Origin of the sequence: Erwinia sp. S38 (assembly GCF_016624545.1) — a bacterium.
GTDB classification, from domain to species: Bacteria; Pseudomonadota; Gammaproteobacteria; order Enterobacterales; family Enterobacteriaceae; genus Erwinia; species Erwinia coffeiphila.
Map to the genome: position 1 here is coordinate 11,988 of NZ_JACVTS010000022.1, position 22,527 is coordinate 34,514.

At 57.5% G+C, this 22,527-nt stretch carries 18 protein-coding genes; 12 read left to right on the forward strand and 6 right to left on the reverse strand.

The window, feature by feature from the left end:
- Positions 1 to 11: 11 nt before the first annotated feature.
- From treB to glgX, 5 genes are all read left to right on the forward strand, one after another.
- The gene (gene treB / locus IBT46_RS20875) at positions 12 to 1,430 is read left to right on the forward strand and encodes a PTS trehalose transporter subunit IIBC (RefSeq protein WP_200547243.1); all 1,419 of its coding nucleotides are present in this window, start codon (positions 12 to 14) and stop codon (positions 1,428 to 1,430) included.
- 23 nt (positions 1,431 to 1,453) lie between these two features.
- Positions 1,454 to 3,097, forward strand: coding sequence for an alpha,alpha-phosphotrehalase (gene treC, locus IBT46_RS20880; RefSeq protein WP_200547244.1), 1,644 nt, complete (start codon positions 1,454 to 1,456; stop codon positions 3,095 to 3,097).
- 146 nt (positions 3,098 to 3,243) lie between these two features.
- Complete coding sequence (gene treZ / locus IBT46_RS20885) at positions 3,244 to 5,031, forward strand: malto-oligosyltrehalose trehalohydrolase (RefSeq protein WP_200547245.1); 1,788 nt, start codon at positions 3,244 to 3,246, stop codon at positions 5,029 to 5,031.
- Positions 5,028 to 7,550, forward strand: coding sequence for a malto-oligosyltrehalose synthase (gene treY, locus IBT46_RS20890; RefSeq protein ID WP_200547246.1), 2,523 nt, complete (start codon positions 5,028 to 5,030; stop codon positions 7,548 to 7,550). Before treZ ends, treY begins: the two co-directional genes overlap by 4 nt.
- Before the next feature lie 40 nt (positions 7,551 to 7,590).
- A complete protein-coding gene (gene glgX / locus IBT46_RS20895) occupies positions 7,591 to 9,666 on the forward strand; it encodes a glycogen debranching protein GlgX (RefSeq protein WP_200547247.1) in 2,076 nt (691 codons plus the stop codon).
- A gap of 170 nt (positions 9,667 to 9,836) precedes the next feature.
- Here the strand turns inward: glgX and IBT46_RS20900 are convergent, their stop codons facing one another.
- Complete coding sequence (locus tag IBT46_RS20900; RefSeq protein WP_200547248.1) at positions 9,837 to 10,169, reverse strand: hypothetical protein; 333 nt, start codon at positions 10,167 to 10,169, stop codon at positions 9,837 to 9,839.
- A gap of 160 nt (positions 10,170 to 10,329) precedes the next feature.
- A complete protein-coding gene (locus tag IBT46_RS20905) occupies positions 10,330 to 11,037 on the reverse strand; it encodes a hypothetical protein (protein WP_200547249.1) in 708 nt (235 codons plus the stop codon).
- 379 nt (positions 11,038 to 11,416) lie between these two features.
- Between IBT46_RS20905 and IBT46_RS20910 the strand changes: the two genes are divergently transcribed.
- From IBT46_RS20910 to IBT46_RS20920, 3 genes are all read left to right on the forward strand, one after another.
- Complete coding sequence (locus tag IBT46_RS20910) at positions 11,417 to 12,343, forward strand: substrate-binding domain-containing protein (protein WP_200547250.1); 927 nt, start codon at positions 11,417 to 11,419, stop codon at positions 12,341 to 12,343.
- Between the two features lie 64 nt (positions 12,344 to 12,407).
- On the forward strand, positions 12,408 to 13,460 hold the full coding sequence (locus tag IBT46_RS20915; RefSeq protein WP_200547251.1) for a sugar phosphate isomerase/epimerase: 1,053 nt from the start codon (positions 12,408 to 12,410) through the stop codon (positions 13,458 to 13,460).
- A 5-nt stretch (positions 13,461 to 13,465) separates the two neighbouring features.
- Positions 13,466 to 14,638: a Gfo/Idh/MocA family protein gene (locus IBT46_RS20920; RefSeq protein WP_200547252.1), complete on the forward strand. Its 1,173-nt coding sequence runs from the start codon at positions 13,466 to 13,468 to the stop codon at positions 14,636 to 14,638.
- A 96-nt stretch (positions 14,639 to 14,734) separates the two neighbouring features.
- Here the strand turns inward: IBT46_RS20920 and IBT46_RS20925 are convergent, their stop codons facing one another.
- On the reverse strand, positions 14,735 to 15,631 hold the full coding sequence (locus tag IBT46_RS20925) for a DMT family transporter (RefSeq protein WP_200547253.1): 897 nt from the start codon (positions 15,629 to 15,631) through the stop codon (positions 14,735 to 14,737).
- A gap of 925 nt (positions 15,632 to 16,556) precedes the next feature.
- Between IBT46_RS20925 and IBT46_RS20930 the strand changes: the two genes are divergently transcribed.
- The 3 genes from IBT46_RS20930 to IBT46_RS20940 all read left to right on the forward strand — a co-directional run bounded on the left by IBT46_RS20930 (position 16,557) and on the right by IBT46_RS20940 (position 18,233).
- Entirely contained in the window at positions 16,557 to 17,450 is an 894-nt protein-coding gene (locus tag IBT46_RS20930; protein ID WP_200547254.1) for a LysR family transcriptional regulator, read from the forward strand.
- Between the two features lie 115 nt (positions 17,451 to 17,565).
- Positions 17,566 to 17,868, forward strand: coding sequence for a type II toxin-antitoxin system HigB family toxin (locus IBT46_RS20935; protein ID WP_200547255.1), 303 nt, complete (start codon positions 17,566 to 17,568; stop codon positions 17,866 to 17,868).
- A 5-nt stretch (positions 17,869 to 17,873) separates the two neighbouring features.
- Positions 17,874 to 18,233, forward strand: a complete 360-nt coding sequence (locus tag IBT46_RS20940) for a type II toxin-antitoxin system HigA family antitoxin (RefSeq protein ID WP_200547256.1) — start codon at positions 17,874 to 17,876, stop codon at positions 18,231 to 18,233.
- A 19-nt stretch (positions 18,234 to 18,252) separates the two neighbouring features.
- On the opposite strand, the gene IBT46_RS20945 is transcribed toward IBT46_RS20940, so the two are convergent.
- A complete protein-coding gene (locus IBT46_RS20945) occupies positions 18,253 to 18,765 on the reverse strand; it encodes a GNAT family N-acetyltransferase (protein WP_234480225.1) in 513 nt (170 codons plus the stop codon).
- Between the two features lie 60 nt (positions 18,766 to 18,825).
- On the opposite strand from IBT46_RS20945, the gene IBT46_RS20950 reads away from it, so the two are divergent.
- A complete protein-coding gene (locus tag IBT46_RS20950) occupies positions 18,826 to 19,404 on the forward strand; it encodes an XRE family transcriptional regulator (protein WP_200547258.1) in 579 nt (192 codons plus the stop codon).
- A gap of 169 nt (positions 19,405 to 19,573) precedes the next feature.
- Here IBT46_RS20950 and IBT46_RS20955 read toward each other — a convergent pair whose 3' ends face one another.
- The gene (locus tag IBT46_RS20955; protein WP_200547259.1) at positions 19,574 to 20,605 is read right to left on the reverse strand and encodes a LacI family DNA-binding transcriptional regulator; all 1,032 of its coding nucleotides are present in this window, start codon (positions 20,603 to 20,605) and stop codon (positions 19,574 to 19,576) included.
- A 112-nt stretch (positions 20,606 to 20,717) separates the two neighbouring features.
- Positions 20,718 to 22,496: a cold-shock protein gene (locus tag IBT46_RS20960; RefSeq protein ID WP_200547260.1), complete on the reverse strand. Its 1,779-nt coding sequence runs from the start codon at positions 22,494 to 22,496 to the stop codon at positions 20,718 to 20,720.
- Positions 22,497 to 22,527: the final 31 nt, after the last annotated feature.

A 22,527-nucleotide genomic window follows, 5' to 3' on the forward strand; every position in this document is an offset into this window, starting at 1 on the left:
GGCCACTTCTTATGAGTAAAGTTAAGCAACAGGATGTTGATCGGCTGATCGACCTTGTCGGCGGCAAAGACAACATCGCCACCGTAACCCACTGTATAACCCGTCTGCGTTTTGTCCTGAGCGATCCGAAAAAAGCCTCGCCGCAGGGGCTGGAAGAGCTGCCGATGGTCAAAGGCTGCTTCACCAACGCCGGGCAGTTCCAGGTGGTGATCGGGCCGGAAGTCGGCGACTACTACAAAGTGCTGATTGCGACGATCGGCCAGAATGAAGTCGGCAAAGAGCAGGCAAAAATCGCCGCCCGGCAGAACATGAGCCTGTTTGAGCGCAGCATCTCGCACTTCGCGGAAATCTTCTTCCCGCTGCTGCCCGCGCTGATCAGCGGCGGCCTGATCCTCGGCTTCCGCAACGTGATTGGTGATATTCCCTTCAGCAACGGCCAGACGCTGGCGCAGATGCATCCAATGTGGCAGTCGATCTACGACTTCCTGTGGCTGCTGGGCGAAGCGGTGTTTATGTTCCTGCCGGTGGCGGTGTGCTGGTCAACGGTGAGAAAAATGGGCGGCACCGAGATCCTCGGCATCGTGCTGGGCATCACTCTGGTGTCTCCGCAGCTGATGAACTCCTATAACCTTGGGCAGCAGCTGCCGGAAGTGTGGAACTTCGGCTGGTTCACCATTGAAAAAGTGGGCTATCAGGCGCAGGTGATCCCGTCCGTGCTGGCCGGTATGGCGCTGGCGCTGGTGGAAAATGCGCTTAAGCGTATTGTGCCCGCCTACCTGTATCTGGTTATCGTGCCGGTGACCTCGCTGCTGATTGCGGTGTTCCTTGCCCACACGCTGATCGGGCCGTTTGGCCGCATGATCGGTGACGGCGTGGCGTTCGCGGTGAAAAGCGTGATGACCGGCAGCCTTGCGCCGATTGGTGCGACGCTGTTCGGCTTCCTCTATGCGCCGCTGGTGATCACCGGCGTGCATCAGACCACGCTGGCGATCGATATGCAGATGGTGCAGAGCACCGGCGGCACCCCGGTCTGGCCGCTGATTGCCCTGTCAAATATTGCCCAGGGTGCCGCGGTTGTCGGTGTGATTATCGTCAGTAAGAAACATAACGAACGCGAAATCTCGGTTCCGGCGGCGATCTCCGCGTTCCTCGGCGTGACCGAACCGGCCATGTACGGCATCAACCTGAAATACCGCTTCCCGATGCTGTGCGCGATGATCGGCTCCGCCGTGGCGGCGCTGATCTGCGGCCTGGCCGGCGTGACGGCAAACGGCATCGGCGTCGGTGGCCTGCCGGGCATCCTCTCTATCAAGCCGCAGTTCTGGAGCGTTTACGCGCTGGCGATGCTGGCAGCAACTGTTATCCCGATTATTTTGACCGTGCTGGTTTACCAGCGTAAGGCGCGCCGTGACGCGCTGGCCGCGGTGTAGTGGTATTTAATAAGGAACAGGCAATGAGTAACGAAGTACAGTGGTGGAAAAACGGAACCATCTACCAGATTTACCCAAAAAGTTTTCAGGACACCACCGGCAGCGGCACGGGCGATATCAGCGGCATTATCAACCGGCTGGATTATCTGCAAACGCTGGGCGTGGATGCGCTGTGGCTGACGCCGATTTACCTGTCGCCGCAGGTGGATAACGGCTACGACGTGGCCGATTACTGCGCCATCGACCCGGCCTACGGCACCATGGAACAGTTCGAGCAGCTGACGGCGGAAGCGCATCGGCGCGGTATTCGCATCGTGATGGATATGGTGTTTAACCACACCTCAACGCATCACGAGTGGTTCCTCAAGTCGCAGGATCGTGACAGCGAGTTCCGCCCGTTCTACATCTGGCGGGATGCCGCTGAAGACGGCGGGCCGCCGAACAACTGGCGCTCCAAGTTTGGCGGCGGGGCCTGGCAGTGGCACGAAGCGAGCGGGCAGTACTATCTGCACCTGTTCGCCACCGAACAGGCGGACCTGAACTGGGAGCATCCGCCGGTGCGCGAAGCGCTGAAGCAGGTTTGCCGCTTCTGGGCACAGAAGGGCGTCGACGGCCTGCGGCTGGACGTGGTGAATCTGGTTTCCAAACAGCAGGATTATCTGCCGGATGACGTGGGCGACGGCCGCCGTTTTTACACCGACGGGCCGCGCATTCACGATTTCCTGCATGAGTTCAGCAATGACGTGTTTCAGCCGCTGGGCCTGATGACCGTTGGCGAGATGTCCTCCACCCGCCTGGAAGACTGCCGCCGCTACGCCGCCAATGACGGTAGCGAGCTGTCGATGACCTTTAACTTCCACCATCTGAAAGTGGACTATCCCAACGGCAATAAGTGGACCGACGCCGCGCCGGATTACGTGCTGCTGAAGCAGATATTCCGCGAGTGGCAGCAGGGAATGCACGGCCACGCCTGGAACGCGCTGTTCTGGTGTAACCACGATCAGCCGCGCATCGTTTCACGCTTTGGTGATGAGGGCGAGCTGCGCGTCACCTCGGCGAAGATGCTGGCGATGGTGCTGCACGGGATGCAGGGCACGCCGTATATTTATCAGGGCGAAGAGATCGGCATGACCAATCCGGGCTTCACCCGCCTTGAACAGTATCGCGATGTGGAAAGCCTGAATATGTACGCCGAGCTGAAGAGTGCCGGGCACAGCGATGAGGAGCTGCTGCGCATTCTGGCGCGTAAATCCCGCGATAACAGCCGCACGCCGATGCAGTGGAGCGCCGATGCGCAGGCCGGATTCAGCGCCGGTACGCCGTGGATTCCGGTGGCGCATAACGCCAGCCAGATTAACGTGGAGCAGGCGCTGGCCGATCACGACTCGGTGTTTTATCACTATCAGCGGCTCATTCAGCTGCGTAAAAACGAGCCGCTGCTGACCGAGGGCGATTACCAGGATCTGCTGCCCGATCATCCGTTTATCTGGTGCTATACCCGTTCCGCCGGAGGGAAAACCCTGCGCGTGCTGGCAAATCTGAGCGGCCGCGAGCAGGCGGTAACGCTGGCGGAATTTCGCGGTGAGCTGCTGCTGCATAACTACGAGGATGGCGCGCCGACGGGCATTCTGCGCCCTTACGAGTGTATCTGGCAGCTGGCGGACTGACGCGACCGGCCTTCATTTTCTTTAGCTTCGACTAAGCTTGTTTTTCGTAAGCTGTCTGAAGCGGATACCGTTTCACGCTATCCCTCCGCCTTAACAGCCCGGGTTGATGTTACTCACCGAATTAACGGGTTAAACGGGGCTAAAGAATGACTGGAAAATCTGTTTTGCGCAGTTGGGGGGCGGAATACGTCGCCGCTGGCGTGGTCCGCTTTCGGCTTTGGGCAACGGGCCAGCAGCGTGTCATGCTGCACCTGGCCGGTGCCGATCGGCCGATGAACCCCGTCGGCGACGGCTGGTTTGAGCTTGAGGTTGAGAGCGTTGAGCCCGGGGTTGAATACCGCTTCGTGCTGAGTGACGGCAGCGCGGTGCCGGACCCGGCGTCCAGAGCACAACGGGACGGAGTTAACGGGCCGTCACGGGTGGTCGACCCGGCAAGTTACCGCTGGCAGCACGCGGAATGGCGCGGCGTGCCGTGGGAAAACGCGGTGATTTATGAACTGCATATCGGCACCTTCACGCCGGAAGGCACGTTCAGCGCCGCCATCGAAAAGCTGCCCGGGCTTGCCGAACTGGGCATCACGCTGATCGAGGTGATGCCGGTGGTGCAGTTCGGCGGCGATCGCGGCTGGGGCTATGACGGCGTGTTGTTCTACGCGCCGCACGCTGCCTACGGCACGCCGGATGAGTTTAAAGCCTTTATCGATGCCGCCCACGGTTACGGCCTGTCGGTGGTGCTGGATATTGTGCTCAACCACTTTGGCCCGGAAGGCAACTACCTGCCGACACTGTCGCCGGATTTTTTCGATCCGCAGCGCACCACCCCCTGGGGTAACGGCATCGCCTGTGAGATTGACGCCGTTCGCCGCTATATCGTGGAAGCCCCGCTCTACTGGCTGACGGAGTACCGCCTGGACGGGCTGCGATTCGACGCCATCGACCAGATAAAAGACGACTCTGTCCGACACGTGCTGGTGGAGATCGCCGAACGTATCCGTAGCGAGATTACCGACCGCCCGGTCCACCTCACCACCGAAGACAGCCGCAATGTGACCTTCCTGCATCCACGGACCGAAGACGGCTCCGCGCCGCTGTTTACCGCCGAATGGAACGATGACTTTCACAACGCCGCCCACGTCCTTGCGACCGGGGAAACCCAGGCCTACTACCGCGATTTCGCTGAGCGGCCGGAAAAATGGCTGGCCCGGGCGCTGGCGGAGGGCTTTGCTTATCAGGGCGAGGTGTCCGTTCAGAGCGGCGAGTCACGCGGTGTCGACAGTACCGGGCAGCCGCCGACGGCGTTTGTCGACTTTATTCAGAATCACGACCAGGCCGGAAACCGCGCCCAGGGCGAGCGTCTGATATCGCTGGCCGGTGCCGACCGGACCCGCATTCTGCTGGCCACCCTGCTGTTGTCGCCGCATATTCCGCTGCTGTTTATGGGGGAAGAGTATGGCGAAACCTGTCCGTTCCTGTTCTTCACCGATTTCCACGGCGAGCTGGCCCGTGCGGTGCGGGAAGGGCGGGCGAAGGAGTTCGATGGCCACGCCGGGTACAGCAGCGAAAGCGTGCCGGACCCCAACGCCGTTGAGACCTTCCAGCGTTCGAAACTCGACTGGGAAAAGCGCCACGGGGAAGAGGGCAAAACCTGGCTGACGCTGGTGCGTCAGCTTCTGCTGCTGCGCCAGCAGCATATCGTGCCGCTGATTGCCGGTGGCGCGTTCGGAGCCGGAGAGATCCTGATGACGGCACCGGGCGTGGTGGCCGTTCGCTGGCGCTTCCCGGCGGGAACGCTGTCGCTGGCGCTGAACCTCAGCGAGAACGCACTCTCGCTGCCCGAGCTGCCGGGTAAAACCCTGTTTGCCTGGCCTGCGGAAGCCGACCGGCTGGGGCAGAACGCGATGATCGTCCGGCTTGTAGAGGGGGCCGCGCAATGATCCCACTCGCCACCTACCGCATTCAGTTCCGCAACGGCATGACCTTCGATCGCGCCGTTAAACTGATTCCTTACCTGAAACAACTCGGCATCAGCCATCTTTACGCGTCGCCGGTGTTTACCGCCACCTCCGGCTCTACCCACGGTTATGACATCACGGACTTCAATGAAATTGAACCGTCAATCGGCGGGCGCGAAGGCTTTGAGCGGCTGGCCCACGCGCTGAAAACGGCCGGGCTGGGGCTGATCCTGGATATCGTTCCCAACCATATGGCCAGCTCGCTGGAAAACGCCTGGTGGCGAAGCGTCATAAAATATGGCCGGCAGAGTCGCTATGCCCGCTATTTTGATATCGATGAAACGCAGCGCCTGACACTGCCGTTCCTTGGCGATACCTTCGAGACGGTACTGGAAAATGGCGAGATTAGCGTTAAAAACGATCCGTTAACCGGCGATCCTGCGCTGGCTTATTACGACAGTTATTACCCGCTCAATCCGGACAGTTGGGCGGGGAATCGTGCGGCGGTGCTGGCGCTGACCGATCCCGATGAGATCGCCGAACTGCACGAGCGCCAGTCCTGGCGGCTGATGTCATGGCGGGACGCGCCCACTGAACTTTCTTACCGCCGTTTCTTTGAAGTGACCGGACTGGTGGGCGTACGAGTTGAGGACCACGCGGTGTTTGAGGATTGCCACCGGCTGATTCTCGAACTGGTCAGAAGCGGTCTGGTTGACGGTCTGCGGGTGGATCACGTGGATGGTCTGGCCGATCCCAAAAGCTACCTGGAACGGCTGCGGCAGGAGGCGGGGCCGGATTGCTATATCACCGTTGAGAAAATTCTCTCGCAGGATGAACAGCTACCGCCGGACTGGCCGGTTTCCGGCACCACCGGCTATGAGTTTATCGCCGCGCTGTCCGAAGTGCTGGTGGATGATGAGAATATTGACCGTCTCCGCCACGTCTGGCACGACGCGATGGGAAGCGAGGTGGATATGCGCGCCGAACTGCGCGATGCCCGGGTTTTGATGGTCGATCGTAATTTTGCCGGCGAGTTTAGCCGCCTGTTCAGGCTGGCAATGGCGATTGCCGGGACGACGCGGGTAGCGCTGGAAAAATCCAGCGTGCGTGATGCGCTGCGCGAACTGCTGCTGGCCTTCCCTACCTACCGCACCTACGGCACGGCGGCAGGTATGTCCGAAGCGGATACCAGCCTGCTGACCCGGGTGGCGGAGAAGGTCAAAAACCGGCCGGAGCCGCCGGAAAATGCGGCGGTGGACTTTGTAGTATGCATTCTGATCGGCGGGCTTTCCGCCGCGGCCTATGACAATTCCGCCGAGTTCCGTACCCGTTTCCAGCAGCTGACCGGGCCGCTGATGGCGAAATCGGTAGAGGATACGCTGTTCTTCCGCCAGAACATGGGGCTGGCACTGAATGAAGTCGGTGCCGAGCCGGTTAAACGCGCATTTTCGCTGGCTCGCTTCCATAAGGAGATGCAACTCCGCCTGGCGCAGCAGCCCGATGCGCTCTCGGGTACTTCAACGCACGATACCAAGCGCGGAGAGGACGCCCGCGCCCGCCTCTATACGCTGACCGAAGCGCCGGATATCTGGCGTGACGGCTTTGCCCGCTGGCGGCAGATGAATCAGACCCACGTGAAGTTCCTTAATGACGGCACTGCGCCGAAAGCTGCCGATACCTGGATGCTCTATCAGGCGCTGGCCGGCGTGTGGCCGGCATCCCGTCAGATCCCCGATGCCGCTGCCCTGGTATCGCTTGAGGCGCGCTTCCTGGCCTTTGTTGAAAAAGCCCTGCGGGAAGCCAAGCTGCGCACCGACTGGGTGGACACCAATGAAGCCTATGAAACGGCGGTGCTCGACTATGCCCGCCATTTATTCTCGCTGGAAAACACCCGTTTCCTGACGGATTTTCATCAGACGCTACAGCCGTTCATCCGGGGTGGACTGATCAACAGCCTGACGCAGACGGTAACTAAACTGACCGCGCCGGGGGTGCCGGATATCTACCAGGGCAGCGAGGCGCTCAATTTCAGCCTGGTGGACCCGGACAACCGCCGCGAGCCGGACTTCGCCCTGCTGGCACGGCAGCTGGCCGAGCCGGAGCCGTTCAGCGCCGATGAACACTGGCGGAGCGGGCGGGTGAACCAGCATGTCACCGCCGCGCTACTCGGGCTGCGCCAGCGTATCCCGGCGCTGTTCCGGCGAGGGGATTATCTGCCGCTGCAGGCCGTGGGGCATCACGCGGATAACGCGATCGCCTTTGCTCGCATGAATGACGAAAACGCGGCGATCGTGATTGCGCCGCGTCTGGTCTTCAGCGTCTCGGATAAGCCGCTGGCCGATGCCGCAGCTGAGCTATGGCAGGAAACGGCAGTGGCATTACCGTCGCGGCTTGCCGGAAAACGCTACCGCGAACTGTTTAGCGGTAAAGACTATGAGGTCGGTGAAAGGCTGGAGCTTTCCACACTGCCCGGCCGGGCGGTCGTGCTGGTTGCCGTCTGATGTGTTGCTAAAACCATGATTCAGGGATTAAGGGAAAACAATGTCCAACGAACAACGATTTGAAATCAGGGCAGGATACGGTTACGCACTTGGGGCAAATTACGACGGCGAAGGGGTGAATTTCGCCATCTTCTCCGCCCACGCGGAGCGGGTTGAGCTTTGCCTGTATGACGACAGCGGGCAGCATGAAATTGCCCGGTTGACGCTGCCGGAATACACCAATGAGGTATGGCACGGCTACGTCCCCGGCCTCAGGCCCGGTGCGCTGTACGGCTATCGCGTTTATGGCCCGTACGATCCGGAAAACGGCCACCGCTTCAATCCACATAAGCTGCTTATTGACCCCTATGCGCGAGAGCTGGTCGGTGATATTGACTGGAGCGATGCCCATTTTGCCTACCAGTTGGGGCATGAAGACAAGGATCTCAGCTTCGATACCCGCGACAGCGCCCCCTTTACCCCGAAGTGCCGGGTAATCGATATCAATGCGTTTGACTGGCAGGATCACCGACGCCCTTCGATCCCCTGGCCAAACACGGTGGTGTATGAAACCCACGTCAAAGGCTTTACTCAGCTGAATCCGGCCATTCCGCCTGAACTTCGCGGAACCTTTGAGGGGATGGGGCATAAAGCCTCTGTTGACTACATCAAGAGCCTGGGGATAACCTCGGTGGAACTGCTGCCGGTACACGGGTTCCCCGACGACCAGCATCTGCTGGATAAAGGGCTGAAAAATTTCTGGGGCTACAATTCGCTTGGCTTCTTCATGCCCGCCAGCCGTTATTACGGTCCGCGGGGCATTCAGGGTTTCCGCGAAATGGTGCGGGCGTATCACGACGCAGGCATCGAAGTGATTCTGGATGTGGTCTACAACCACACGGCAGAGGGCAACGAGCTGGGGCCAACGCTGTCCTTTAAGGGTATTGATAACTTCTCCTACTACCGTACTCTGCCGGACCAGCACCGTTATTACATCAACGACACCGGCACCGGAAATACGGTGAATACCTCGCATCCCCGCGTGCTGCAAATGGTGATGGATTCACTGCGCTACTGGGCGGAAGCGATGCATATTGACGGTTTTCGTTTCGACCTCGGGACCATTCTGGGGCGTGAGCCGGAGGGCTTCGATCAGCGCGGCGGCTTTTTTGATGCGGTGATGCAGGACCCGGTGCTGGCAAAACTCAAGCTGATCGGCGAGCCCTGGGATATCGGGCCGGGCGGCTATCAGGTGGGCGGCTTTCCGCCGGGCTGGGGCGAGTGGAACGATAAATATCGCGACACGGTGCGCGAGTACTGGAAGGGCGAAAACGTCACCACCGATTTTGCCGCCCGCCTGCTGGGTTCCGGCGATCTGTACGATTTACGCGGCCGCCGCCCGTCGGCGAGCGTTAACTTTATCACCGCGCACGATGGCTTCACGTTAAACGACCTGGTGTCGTACAACGAGAAACACAACGAGGCCAACGGCGAAGACAATAACGACGGGCATAACGATAACCGCTCCTTCAACTATGGCGCGGAAGGCCCGACGGACGACGCGGGCATCAACGCCGTGCGCGAGTGCCAGAAGCGCAATTTCCTCACCACGCTGCTGTTTTCCCACGGTACGCCGATGCTGCTGGCCGGGGATGAATTTGGCCGCAGCCAGCTGGGCAATAATAATGGCTACTGTCAGGACAGCGAGATCTCGTGGATACACTGGGAAAACCTGCCGGAAAGCGCTGAAACGCTGCGTGAGTTTACCCGCCGCCTGATTGCGCTGCGTGCCAGCCAGCCGCTGCTGCGCCGCGAGAACTGGCGCGACGGCATGGTGATCCAGTGGTTTAACGTCGGCGGCGGTCCGCAGCAGTCAGAGCAGTGGGATGAGGGCACGACGATTGGTTTGTACCTGACGCGGCCCGATCTGCAACGGCAGGAAGGGATCTGGCACGATGTGCTGATGCTGTTCAATCCGTTTGAGGGCAGCGTGCCGTTTCGCATCCCGCAGACAGGGGAAGGCGGTTGGGTACAGGAGCTGAACACCGCCGATCCGCAGCAGCAGGGGCAGGTGATTACGCAGGAAGAGGACTTCGAACTGGCGGGGCGCAGTCTGGTGCTGTTCAGAAGACCATGACAGATTGATGGCAATTAAGGTGTCATGCCGGAGTTGAATGTGGGATACCGGGAGCCGATAGCCCGGTAAGCGGCGACCGAATGCGACTGAATGCCCGGCATGTGTTTGATCCAGTCAATGATGGGCCACCGGAGGGGAAAGCGGCGGCCCGTTTGATTCACCGGCCGTTTTTAGTCGGCCTGCTGGAATTCGCTGGCCATCAGCTGCTGGCAGGCATCGGTAGATTTTGCCTGCTGGCGCTGTTCCGGCGATAGCGACTGCCAGCTGTTAACCACTTCTTCGGCAATTTCCTGATCGAACTCGTCTTTATTCAGCGCCGACGGTGATTCGCCGCGCATGCTCAGCTCTTTAATTTTTTGCAGGTAATAGTCCGCCGACGCTTCCGGCTGTTTGACCACTACGCTGCACAGATGGTTGATATAGCTGGCCTGAGTTTGCTGTACGTCCGCCGCGCTGGCGGAGGCGGCGGTGAAAAGTAAAACGGCGGGGATAAAAATTCTCATAACATCTCCTGCGGTGGCCCGTCTCAGGGCGTTTACAAGGCTGGCCGGTTTCAGCGGTGACAGCAGTCAGTATGGGGCATAGCGGGTGAAAATGCTGCTGCATTGCCCCCGCCTGTCTCAAAATCAGTGCCAGTGGCGGCTGCTGGCACCTGTTACCGAATTAATCCTGCCCGGACGGGGTTTTTGACTCTTTCGTTTTTTCTTCTTTTTCTGGCTCTTCCGGTGCCGCATGGTTATGCGTGGGTTTCAGCAGCTGGATATCGAGGATCACATAGGTCATGGTACTGATAAACAGCGAGATCACGCTGCCCATCACGCCGCTGGTGGTGAAGGTCAGATAGTTATAAATCACCAGCCAGGTCAGACCGATAAACAGCGCCAGCGCGGTGGCAATCGCCGGGCCGGAATAGTCGCTGGCCCCTGAACTGCGGGTATTCACGGCGGTAAACAGGTTGCCGGAACTCTGCGACTCCAGCGCGTGAATGGCCCGGTCCCAGCTCTCCGTACGGCGGGCGCTGGTTTTACAGTGGAACAGGTACAGAATGGCAATAAAGTAGCCGGAAAAGGCGATCAGCACCGGAATGGCTTCCAGCGCGTATTCAATGCTTTTATGGCCGTGGCTGGCATTCCCGGCGGAGAGATCCAGCGTCAGCGATGCGCCCAGCGCGGCATAGAGAAAAACAAACAGCGCCAGGAAAGTGATGGCGTGCTGCCAGAACAGCGTTGACTCGCGGTTTTTCTGCCCGACGGCGGTGGTCAGGGCCTGTTGAATTTTCGCCGTTCGCCGTTCGTCGTGTTCGCCTTCGGCCTCGTTTTCAAAAAATGCCTGCATAAACTCTGCATCAGCCTGCTCGGTAACCACTTTCATCCCTTGCCTCAATAACAGTTAATTAACGTTCATAGGGTAGCAACGGAACAGGCGTTGTGGAACCCGTAACGATCTCAGTTCATTTCCCCTGAATTAATGTGATTACCCTCTAAGAAAACGATTCTTCCTGGCGGGTGATAACGGCATTTTAGTAATTAACAAAACATTAACATGATGAATTTAAAACGCTTAACGCACGTTTCATCCGTGAAATGCGCTCAATTTTCGCGCATTGCAATTTTTATTGCTCCGATCTTATTATTGGAAAAAATGGTGCGAAGTCCTGCTGGCAGGCAGGGCCATTTTTAAATAACGGCAGTTGATAATAAACCTTCGTAGTCGGTTAGCGCCGATTAACCCATTAATGTGGAAGGCAATAATGAAAAAATCACTCTTACTCTGTCTGACCCTTCTCACGCTCAGCCCGGCTGCTTTTGCCGTTCAGGTGGGCGTCAGCATCGCACAAATGGATGATGTCTTCCTGTCCCGCCTGCGGGGATACGTGCTGGACCAAAGCAAAACCTACCCCGATATGAAAGTGCAGTTTGAAGATGCGCAGGGCGCGGTCGATAAGCAGCTGAGTCAGGTACAGAATTTTATCAACGGTAAGGTTGATGTGATTATCGTCAACCCGGTGGATACCCAGGGCACCAAAAACATGAGCGAGGCCGCCAGAAAGGCCAAAATTCCGCTGATTTATCTCAACCGTATGCCGTCGGACTCGAAAATGGGTGACGGCGTCAGTTATATCGGTAGTGATGAAGTGGAAGCCGGCAGGCTGCAAATGGAATACCTGGCCGAGATGGTGAAGGACCGTAAAAGCGTCAACGTGGCGATCATGAAAGGGCTGCTGAGCAACGATGCGACCCGCTTCAGAACCCAGGGCGCGAAAGAGGTGATCGCCAAACACCCGAATATGCACGTGACGCTGGAAGATACCGCCAAATGGATGCGTGAAGACGGCATGAACCTGATGAACAACTGGCTCCTCGCCGGGGACAAAATCGACATTCTGTCCGCGAACGCCGATGAAATGGCGATTGGAGCGGCGATGGCGATTAAGAGCAACGGTCTGAAGCCCGGTAAAGACATTCTGGTCGGCGGCACCGACGGCGGTCCGAACGGGTTGCAGGCGATTAAAACCGGCCTGCTGACCGTCACCGTGTTCCAGGATGCGAAATCACAGGCCTACGGCGCGGTAGATATGGCTGAGACAGCCGCGAAAGGCGGCAAAGTTGAGGACATTAAATTCATTCCATTCCAGCAGGTTACACCGCAGAACTATCAGCAGTTTATGACGAAGTAATGATTTTTAGTGGGGTTATTTGCACCTGCGTTTCCCGCAGGTGCCTTTTTCTACAGGAGCCACAATGAAGACAATTAAAGGTCCTGGTGTATTCCTGGCGCAGTTTGCCGGAGACAGCGCACCTTACAATACGCTGGCCGGTATGGCGGCATGGGCGGCGGAGAAAGGATTTAAGGGCGTGGAGATCCCCACCTGGGATACGCGGCTGATCGATCTGGCGCGCGCGGCGGAAAGCCAGACCTACGCCGACGAAATTCTCGGCATCCTCGCTGAACACGATCTGACACTCACCGATTTAGCCAGCCATTTGCAGGGGCAGCTGGTGGCGCTGCATCCGGCATTTAATCTGCCTGCCGACAGCTTTGCGCCGGAAGCCGTGCGCAACAATCCGCAGGAACGGCAGCGCTGGGCGACCGAACAGCTGCATCTGGCGGCGAAGGCCTCCCGCCGTTTCGGTTTAAGTAAACACGTGACGTTTTCCGGTACCCTGCTGTGGCCGTATTTGTATCCCTATCCGCAGTGGCCGGAAGGTTTAATTGAGGAGGGCTTTGACGAACTGACGCGTCGCTGGCTGCCGATCCTCAACGCGTTTGACGAGCAGGGGGTGGACGTCTGCTACGAGATCCACGCTACCGAGGATCTGCACGACGGCCTGACCTTTGAGCGCTTTCTGGAAAAAACCGGTAATCACTCCCGCTGCAATATGATGTATGACCCCAGCCACCTGGTGCTGCAGGGCATGGATTATCTGGCGTTTATCGATCACTACCATGAACGGATTAAAGCCTTTCACGTGAAGGATGCCGAGTTCCGCCCCAACGGTAAAAGCGGAGCCTGGGGCGGCTATCAGCCCTGGAGCAGCCGTGCCGGGCGCTTCCGTTCGCCGGGCGACGGGCAAATCGACTTTTCCGCGATCTTCTCCAAACTGACGGGCTACGGCTTTGACGGCTGGGCGGTGCTGGAGTGGGAATGCTGCTTTAAAAACCCCGAAGACGGCGCGCGCGAGGGGGCGAAATTTATCCGCGACCATATCATCCGCGTGACCGATAAATCCTTTGATGACTTCTGTAAATCCTGGGCCGATCCGGCGCTTAACCGTAAAATTTTGGGGCTTTGACCATCATGAAAAAAACACCACTGAAGGGGCGGCGCATTCGCCTGGGGATGGTCGGTGGCGGCGAGGGAGCCTACATCGGCGGCATCCACCGCTTTGCTGCCCGGCTGGATAATCAGTATGAGCTGGTTGCCGGGGCATTCGATATCAATGCTGCCCGAGGGCATGCCTTCGCGGCTGAAAATTATATTGCCGCTGACCGTTCCTATGACGATTTTACGGCGATGATCGCGGCCGAATCCGCGCGTGAAGACGGCGTGGATGTGATTGCTATCTGCACGCCCAATTTCACCCACTATCCCGTGGCGCGCGCCTGCCTGGAGGCGGGGATCGATGTGATTTGCGAAAAGCCGCTGACCAGCACGCTGGAGGATGCTGAGCTGCTGGCCGAAGTGGTTCAGCGTACCGGCGGCTTCCTCGGCGTCACCTATACCTATGCGGGCTATCCGCTGATTGCCGAGGCGCGGCAGCGTATTGCCGCCGGGCTGATCGGCCAGGTGCGTACGGTGCAGGTGGAGTATCCGCTGGAGTGGATGGCGACCGGCGTGGAGCTGAAAAACAATCAGCAGGCCGCCTGGCGCGTCGATCCGAAGAAAAACGGTCGGGGTGGTTCCGTGGGCGATATCGGTACTCATGCCTACCATCTGGCGGGCTATGTGACCGGGCTGAAGGCCGAAAGCGTGATGGCCGATCTGGCGACGTTTGTTGCGGGGCGTGCGCTGGACGATAACGCCCATGTCCTGATCCGCTATGAGGGCGGTGCTCGGGGGATGCTGTGGTCTTCGCAGGTGGCGATTGGCTGCTCCAACTCGCTGCGGCTGCGCGTTTTTGGCGAAACCGGCAGCCTGATGTGGGCGCAGGAGCAGCCGAATGAACTGCTTTATACCTCGCTGGAGGGCAACAGTCAGGTGATTAAACGCGGGCGCGACGATCTGGCTGCGTTAACCCGTTCCCGCACCCGCACGCCGCCGGGCCATCCTGAAGGCTACATCGAGGCATTTTCGAACCTCTACAGTGGATTCGCCGATGCGCTGCGGGCGCGTGATGCGGGTCAGGAACCGGGCCTGGCCGGCTCGGCGGTGCCGCAGATTTATGACGGACTGAAAGGCGTGGCGTTTGTCGATGCGGTGGTGGACAGCCACGAGCAGGGCACGCTGTGGATGAAACCGAAGTACTGCTGATACTCTGTGATCTCTGACCTTGAAGATGACGATCGGAGATCTGGCGAGAACAGTTTACCCGGCAGAGTTAAGTCTGCCGGGCCGCCAGTTATTCACCTAACGGCGGATCACCACCAGCAGGCCGCCTATCACCAGTGCCGTTCCCAGCATCTGCTCCAGCGAGATTGGCTCCTTCAGCAGCCACCAGCTAAAGAAAATAGTCAGTACCGGACCCAGCAGACCAATCATCACCGCCCTGGCGGCACCGATACGGAAAATGGCGGCGGACTGCCAGAAAATCGGCAGCACCGTTGAGAACAGCGCCATCGCCAGGCACCAGCCGTACACCGGCAGCGGGAGGTTGAGCGCCGTCAGTCGATGGGTGAACAGGAAGTGAACCAGCGTGGCGAGGGTAGACACCAGCAGCGCCAACACGGAAAACTTCATCGCGCCAAGACGGGCGATCGCTGCTTCCGACCCGGCACTGTAACCGGCATACAGCACCGCGCAGCCGAACACCAGCAGACCGCCGGTGATCACCGTGCCAATTTCGCTGGAGACACTGACGTCGTGCATAAAGGCGAAGATAATCCCCGCGTAGGCGAGCGCCATCGCCAGCAGCACCTTTCTTTCAAACTTTTTCCCCAAGAAGGCGACCCCGAGCAGGATGGTCAGCATCGGATAGGTAAACAGGATCAGCCGTTCCAGCCCGGCGGAGATATACTGCAGGCCCATAAAGTCCAGCATGCTGGAACCGTAGTAACCCACCACGCCGAGCAGGAACAGCCATCCATAGTCTTTACGCGTCAGCGCCGGGCCCTGGCGCAGGATGGGTATCGCCATCAGCAGGATAAACGGCAGCGACATACTCATCCGCAGCGCCAGCAGGGTAACGGCATCCACGGGTGCGGACTGATAGGCAAGCTTGACGAAAATCGCCTTAAACGAAAAGCCAAAGGCGGCGAGTACGGCAAACGTAATCCCGGCTGCGCGGGATGGGGCTGATAGCGTCATTTGAACCATTTTATATGTAGAGTGAAATACTGTCGGCGGTTCGATTCACGCCGAATAGCGGTTAAATCAATGTTTTTATCGGGCGCCAGGCGGCTGGAATATTTAGGGTTCGGGTGGTTTCCTTGGGGTTTAGCTGGGCAGACGTTTTGCGATAAGAGAGATAATCGCTGACGGTTTCTGATATGTGAAATCGTAATCAGGTATGTGTCTGATATGCGTTTTATATGATTCAAGGGCGGGGGGCTTCGCGTTTAGAGCCGGGAGGGTGGTCCGGCCTTGGCGGCTGCCGGACGGTCCTCGCGCCGCTGTGCGGTGCCTTCGGTTGCGGCATTGTGCCGTGCGGATCGGCCAGGATTGAACATCCCTGTTCAAGCCCGGCCTGAGCGCAGCATCCATGCTGCGCTCTCCTGACCCAATGCCTTCACCTCAGCGCTGCGGATTATCCGGCAGCCGCCGAGGCCGGACCCCTTATACCGTTGCTATCGCTGTTTTGAAGATCGCGTGTTCGTTAATTTTAAGAGCCAGTGCCAGCAATTGGTTTTTTATTCAAACAGGCTACGCAAAAGTAATAAGCAGACTGGCCGGGGTACCGAACGGGCAATCCGCAGCGCTGAACGTAGCGAGGAAGCCAGGATTCGGCCACACGGACGTGGCCGAAAGTCACAGCCGCGCAGGACGCGCGTCTGTGGCGGTCCGACCGGCTGACAAGCGAAGTGAGGGCACCGCAAAGCGGCGCGAGGACCCGCCCGAGCGGTGCCCCGGCCAGTCTAAGCCTTCACTAAATTTGCAGACATCGTGCCGTACAGAAATCCGTCATAAACCCCGCACCCGAAAATGTTGAAAACCTAATCCCACCAGCGCTAAAGTTCGATATATAAAACCGCCATCCAGCAGGGCTCTGATATCCACAGCCTATCGAGAAAAAATGATTAACTTCCGCATTATCCGCCATATGTGGCTGTTCCTCGCCGTGGCCGAAGAGAAACACTTTGGCCGCGCAGCCAGGAAACTGGGCATGACGCAGCCTCCCTTAACCCAGCAAATCCAGGTGCTGGAACAGTCGCTAAAAGTTAAGTTGTTCGACCGCTCAAAAAGAAACGTGCAGCTGACGCCGGTCGGCCTGGCGATCCTTCCTGCGGTGAAGAAATTTGCGGAGCAGGTGGAGCGGCTCGAGGTGGCGATCAACGAAGCCGTTGCCGGACACAGCGGCGTGCTGACGATCGGGGCCATCAGCGCCGCGATGCTGGACGTGCTGCCCGGCTATATTCGCCGGATGAAGGCACTGAACCCGGATATCGTGATTTCCATTAAAGAGATCGACAGCGCCGAGGCGATTCCGGCGTTACAGAACGGTGAAATTGACCTGGCCTTCGCCCGCCTGACCGGTGAACAGGGGGAAGGCATCGAATCGCGGCCGATTTCCAGTGCTGAACTGGTGGTGACGCTACCGCACGATCACCGGCTGGCCGGGCAGAGCCGCATCAGCCTGCGATCGCTGATGAATGAAGAGTGGGTGATGTTTTATCGTTACCTCAATCCGGGCTATTTCGACAGCATCATCACCGCCTGCCGCAGTGAGGGCTTTTCGCCGCGCATTCTACATGAGGTTCGCTCGGTTGCACTCCAGATTGCTTTCGTCGGCTGCGGGCAGGGCATCGCGCTGGTTCCGGCATCGCTGAAACATCTGTCGCTCACCAGCGTGGTGACGTTACCGCTGGAAGAGCGGATTGAAGTGGTCACTACGGCAGTCGCCTGGTCCTCTGCCCGCCCGAATCCGCTGGTGGAGCGCTTTGTTGAACTGGTCAAAGGGGAGGTGTAGGGCTTATAAACCGGACCGAATGAAGTCATGAACCATTAGCGTCGATGCCAGCCATTGATAGCCGGTTCAGGAATGTTCCCTTGAACATGTCCCGTTATGGGACTACCATCAATGGATGAAAATAATATCCGTCAAAATATTAAGGGATTTTTGGGCGGAAAATCCTTCTGCAGAACAACCGCTCAAGGCCTGGGTTGATGAAGTCATCAAAGCTGACTGGAAAACGCCAGCAGAAATTAAAGCGATGTATCGCAGCGCCAGTATTCTGAAGAACCGACGTGTCGTGTTTAACATCAAAGGGAATGATTACAGATTAATAGTGGCTATTGCTTATCAGCGGGGATGGATGTTCGTCAAATTTATAGGAACCCATAAAGAGTATGACAGAATTGATGCAGAAACCGTGGAAGTGGAGTGATAGCTATGCAAATTAAACCCATCAGAACGGAGCAGGACTACAATGCAGCGCTTAGAACAGTGTCACCTATGTTTGAAAATGAACCGGAACTAAACACCCCGGATGGTGATTATTTTGAAGTTATGTGTTTACTTATTGAAGAGTATGAGAAAAAACACTTTCCGATTGAGGCCCCGGACCCTATTGAAGCAATAAAGTTTCGCATGGAACAGCAGGGCCTGTCCGTGAAAGATCTGGAGCCAGCAATCGGTAAGGCTAACCGAGTGTATGAAGTGCTAAACGGCAAACGTAATCTGACACTTCCAATGATTAGACGATTGCATAAGCAGTTTGGAATTCCACTTGAAAGCCTGGTCGGTGTTTAGGCTGAAAGTAGGTTGACCATCACGGACGCTCCCGCGTATCCAGCTTCAGCTGCATAAAGGTCAGATCCAGCCAGCGGCCAAACTTCATACCCACTTCATGAAGCTGGCCGCTCTGCTCAAAACCCAGCTTTTTATGCAGTGCAATCGACGCCCGATTGCCGGATTCAATTCCCGCTACCATCACGTGCTTGCCCTGTTCGCGCGCGTGTTCAATCAGGGCTGACATCAGCGCCAGCCCCGCGCCGTGGCCGCGTGCGTCTTTATGAACATAGACGGAATGTTCAACCGTATGACGATAGCCATCCCAGGGGCGCCAGTCGCCGTAGGAGGCGTAGCCAATGGTATCCCCCGCCTCGCTCACCGCCACCAGCACCGGAAACCCGGCCGCCTGACGGTCGCGAATCCACTGGATGCGGTTGCCGGTATCCACCGTTTTCTCATTCCAGATTGCCGTGGTGTTCTGCACGGCATCGTTATAGATCTCGGTGATTACCGCTGCATCATTCTCCACTGCCGTTCTGATCGTGACCATAGACACCTCCGGATTCATCTAATAAAGTGGACGTATTGTTTACTATTTTATTTATCCACTATGTTAGATGATTTGTCCAGTAAAGAAGATGACATCAATCACCGTATCGGCCAGCGGATTAAACTGGAGCGGGAACTGCGCGGCTGGTCGCTGACCGACCTGGCGCAGCACTCCGGTGTTTCCCGGGCGATGATCCATAAAATTGAACGCGGTGAGAGCAGCCCGACGGCGACGCTGCTGGCCAGACTGGCTGGATCGTATGATATGAGTATGTCCCAGCTGATCGCGCAGAGTGAGATGCAGTCGGGCACGCTGCTGACGCTGGCTCAGCAGCCGGTGTGGCAGGACCCGGAAACGGGATATATTCGGCGGCACGTTTCCCCACAGCAGATCCCGGCGGATCTGGTCAGCGTGGAGCTGCCAGCAGGCGTATCGGTGCCGATGCCCGCCATCTCCTATCTGTCCCGCCGCCAGTTAATCTGGGTGATCGGCGGCGAACTGGTGTTTCAGGAAGGGGAAAAAACTTTTGAGCTGAAAGAAGGCGACTGCCTGGCGCTGGGCGATCCGGCCGACTGCGTGTTTATCAACCGCAGCGAACGGGCGTGCCGCTATGCGGTACTGGTGCTGAAACCGCTTTAGATTGCGCCTTTCGGCATAAATTGCCCGGTAGCCTGTTTCAAACGTACAGTGCTCAGGGCAAACTCAGGATGCCAGATGCCAGATGCCAGATGCCAGATGCCAGATGCCAGATGCCGGATGCCGGATGCCGGATGCCAGATGCTGGATAGTTGCCAGCATCCCGCTTCGATTAGCCCGGCATCAGCGTGAAGCGGGTAACGATTTCAATTGGCACAAAGGTATGCGCTGGCACCGGTTTTTGCTGGGATAGCGCGAGCAGCCTGTCCACCGTTTCAAGCAGCAGCTGCGGGATGTTCTGCGACAGAATATAATCAATTTTCTCTGCCAGAATCAGGCGCTCGGTGACCTCGTTGACTTCATGCGTGATCACCACCGGTTTAATCGCGCCCTGATACTCCTCCAGCGCGGCGGCCAGGCCTGCATTTCCTCCGGCGACGTTGTACACCGCGCGGATAGTGGGATCGGTTTTCAGCAACTGGATCGCTGCATCGTAGGTTTGCTGCGTATCGTCATTGCCGGACACTACTTCCAGCACGTTGACTGAAGGCAGGGTTTTTCTGATCTGCGCCCGAAAACCGATTTCGCGATCATCGTGGCAGCTGTAGGAGAGCGTGCCAACAATCACCGCCACGCTGGCCTGTGGACAATGCTGCAGATGCCGGCCCAGAATAAAGCCTGCCGCCTGGCCCGCCGCACGGTTGTTAATACCGATATAGGCGTCACGGGCGTCGGGTTCGAGATCGCTCACCAGCGCAATGATGCGTTTTCCCTGCTGCTTCAGTTTGAGCACCGCAGCATTAATCACCGGGGTATTTTTCGCCACGATGGCGATGGCATCTGCCTTGCCCGCCTTCTGGATGATTAACCGCACCACCTCGTCGTCATCGGTGACAGAGCAGTCGGCAATATCCAGCGTAACGCCCCGTGTATTGAGCTGGCCTGCGATTTTCTCGCCCGCCAGCCTGACTGAGGCGTTGTACTCCTCACCACCCTGAACCACCAGCGCAAAATGGGCATTCTGTTTCACCGCAGCAGGCTTCACACCACCCGCGGCCTCAACCAGCAACGAGGCATAGGCGCGCTGCACGGCTTCAACGGTCCTCGGATTGACCCCCGGACGATTGTTGAGGACGCGATCGATGGTTGCGCGGCTAAACTGCGTAGCAGCAACCAGTTCTTTCATGGTGGGTTTACGGTTCATAAACAATAGTCTGCCTTCACGGTTCCATGTCCCTCATGTTACTCCATCTGTAACCGCTAAGTCTTCGTAATACCAGATGATTCATAAACGATCTGCATTTATGTGACTCAGCTTAACGGTTGAAATAAGGCGAACCACCGTAGAAGCGCTCGTACTGCACCGCTTCCGTTTCGCCGCCGCCGGTATTGCCATATTTTTCCCTGTGATGCGTACAGCAAGAGCCGCAGGAAGCACAGATATAGCGCCCTTCGTCGCATTTCTCCGTCAGATCCCGGTCGTCAATAATTTCACTGCATTTGTAGCCAATGCAGTGGTTGATATAGTGGCTGATGTCAAACTGTTCGCAGCCGTGGCTGGCGCACTTAAACACCGTCAGGCGATAGGCTGCCTGGAAAGGTTTACGGATAAACCCGTTGCTCGCTGCATCCCACACGGTAACCTCAACGCGGGAATATTTCATATTGGGAACCATCAGCAGACCGCAGCTGCGGCAGTTGAGGCGGGCAAACAGCTCTCTGATACGATTAAACCAGGCGGCCAGTTTAATCGGTAAATCACGTTTCGACGGCTCACCGGCGACCAGATACTGCATGCCGTAGTGGGCCAGCCAGTCATAAATCGAGAAATCCACAAACGCTTTACTGAGATCGGGCAGGACGCGTGGTTCCTCGCAGACTTTCGACCGGCAGAGGAAGCGGTTTTCTGTCGAGCCGTCGGCCTGTTTTGCCCGCCAGTGGAACGCTTCGCATGACAACCTGATATGTCTGAAGCGTTTTTGCAACGATGTACACTGCGGAAACAGTCTGAAGATGGCAGGATGACCAACGGTGAATCTGCCCGAGAGCAGGGCCTGCCAGATCTCATGCAGGATCACGCTCTGTATTGCTGCTTCGTCGTTGCGGCCGATGAGCGGCAGCAGTTTAGCGAGAATAAAAAATTCCGGATCGGCGGATAGTTCCGGGCTGGACTCGATATCACTGACGAAGCTGAAATCCTTTCTGAACATCTTCTGCTTCAGCAGGCAGGGGGTGATAAAGTCACGGAATACCGGATGCTGGTACCAGTCGGCTTTTGAGGCAAACGCACGCGGATAAGCATCACGAATATAAGGTTCAACCGCCATTTTATCCTGGCCGAAGCTTCGTCGGATAAACTCGTTAATATCGCTGCCGCGATGCTTGAGAAGCGTTTCACCCGGCAGGCAGTTGAAAAACGCCAGATAGAGCGTGGCGCTAAGCGAAATCTTTTTCAGCAGCGTTTCTATCAGCGCAGACTGCGCGGGCGAAGGCGCAGGATGGTTTCCGGCCCATTTTTTCATCCATGCGGCGAACTGCTCAACATGTTTATCGATAAACTCGCGTGGCAGGGTGTCAGGGCTAATGTCTAGTGCGATCAGATCGTTAAAATCTTTGTGGCTGGCAATAGCTTCAAACAGCTCTGGATAATATTGACGCTGTTGAAACAGCGCTAGCAGGTGGTAAGGGGCGATGCCGCTGGCAATCAGCCTGCTGACGACATCATCTCCCCAGGCCCGGACGAAGCAGGTAATGACTTTTTCACGCAGCGGCCAGCCGTTGAACTGAATTTCGCCCTGGCCAAAGGCACCGAAGTAATCCACCAGTTTATCGGCCGTTGCTGCCGCATCAAGCAGATGGACCTCATACGCGGTGGGCTTAGCATGTTTGCCCACACCTTCACGAAAAAGCACCGGTGAGTTTTCATCGGGCAGTTGGCTGCCGACAATCTCGTTTTTATGAAAGAATAGCTCGGCCCGGGTTTCCGATTTCAGGAAGCCAAACTGGTTCTCTTTGCCGGTCTTATTGTTCAGGCCGCCATACCAGAGCACGCTGCCCAGATACCACCTGGCACGACCTTTAGCGTTTTCAGCCATACTGCTGATTCCTTATTAAGAGCGCAGCGCC

Coding starts and splice junctions, on each gene's coding strand:
- treB (WP_200547243.1), top strand. CDS start 12: ATGAGTAAAGTTAAGCAACAGGATGTTGATCGGCTGATCGACCTTGTC.
- treC (WP_200547244.1), top strand. CDS start 1,454: ATGAGTAACGAAGTACAGTGGTGGAAAAACGGAACCATCTACCAGATT.
- treZ (WP_200547245.1), top strand. CDS start 3,244: ATGACTGGAAAATCTGTTTTGCGCAGTTGGGGGGCGGAATACGTCGCC.
- treY (WP_200547246.1), top strand. CDS start 5,028: ATGATCCCACTCGCCACCTACCGCATTCAGTTCCGCAACGGCATGACC.
- glgX (WP_200547247.1), top strand. CDS start 7,591: ATGTCCAACGAACAACGATTTGAAATCAGGGCAGGATACGGTTACGCA.
- IBT46_RS20900 (WP_200547248.1), bottom strand. CDS start 10,169: ATGAGAATTTTTATCCCCGCCGTTTTACTTTTCACCGCCGCCTCCGCC.
- IBT46_RS20905 (WP_200547249.1), bottom strand. CDS start 11,037: ATGAAAGTGGTTACCGAGCAGGCTGATGCAGAGTTTATGCAGGCATTT.
- IBT46_RS20910 (WP_200547250.1), top strand. CDS start 11,417: ATGAAAAAATCACTCTTACTCTGTCTGACCCTTCTCACGCTCAGCCCG.
- IBT46_RS20915 (WP_200547251.1), top strand. CDS start 12,408: ATGAAGACAATTAAAGGTCCTGGTGTATTCCTGGCGCAGTTTGCCGGA.
- IBT46_RS20920 (WP_200547252.1), top strand. CDS start 13,466: ATGAAAAAAACACCACTGAAGGGGCGGCGCATTCGCCTGGGGATGGTC.
- IBT46_RS20925 (WP_200547253.1), bottom strand. CDS start 15,631: ATGACGCTATCAGCCCCATCCCGCGCAGCCGGGATTACGTTTGCCGTA.
- IBT46_RS20930 (WP_200547254.1), top strand. CDS start 16,557: ATGATTAACTTCCGCATTATCCGCCATATGTGGCTGTTCCTCGCCGTG.
- IBT46_RS20935 (WP_200547255.1), top strand. CDS start 17,566: ATGAAAATAATATCCGTCAAAATATTAAGGGATTTTTGGGCGGAAAAT.
- IBT46_RS20940 (WP_200547256.1), top strand. CDS start 17,874: ATGCAAATTAAACCCATCAGAACGGAGCAGGACTACAATGCAGCGCTT.
- IBT46_RS20945 (WP_234480225.1), bottom strand. CDS start 18,765: ATGGTCACGATCAGAACGGCAGTGGAGAATGATGCAGCGGTAATCACC.
- IBT46_RS20950 (WP_200547258.1), top strand. CDS start 18,826: ATGTTAGATGATTTGTCCAGTAAAGAAGATGACATCAATCACCGTATC.
- IBT46_RS20955 (WP_200547259.1), bottom strand. CDS start 20,605: ATGAACCGTAAACCCACCATGAAAGAACTGGTTGCTGCTACGCAGTTT.
- IBT46_RS20960 (WP_200547260.1), bottom strand. CDS start 22,496: ATGGCTGAAAACGCTAAAGGTCGTGCCAGGTGGTATCTGGGCAGCGTG.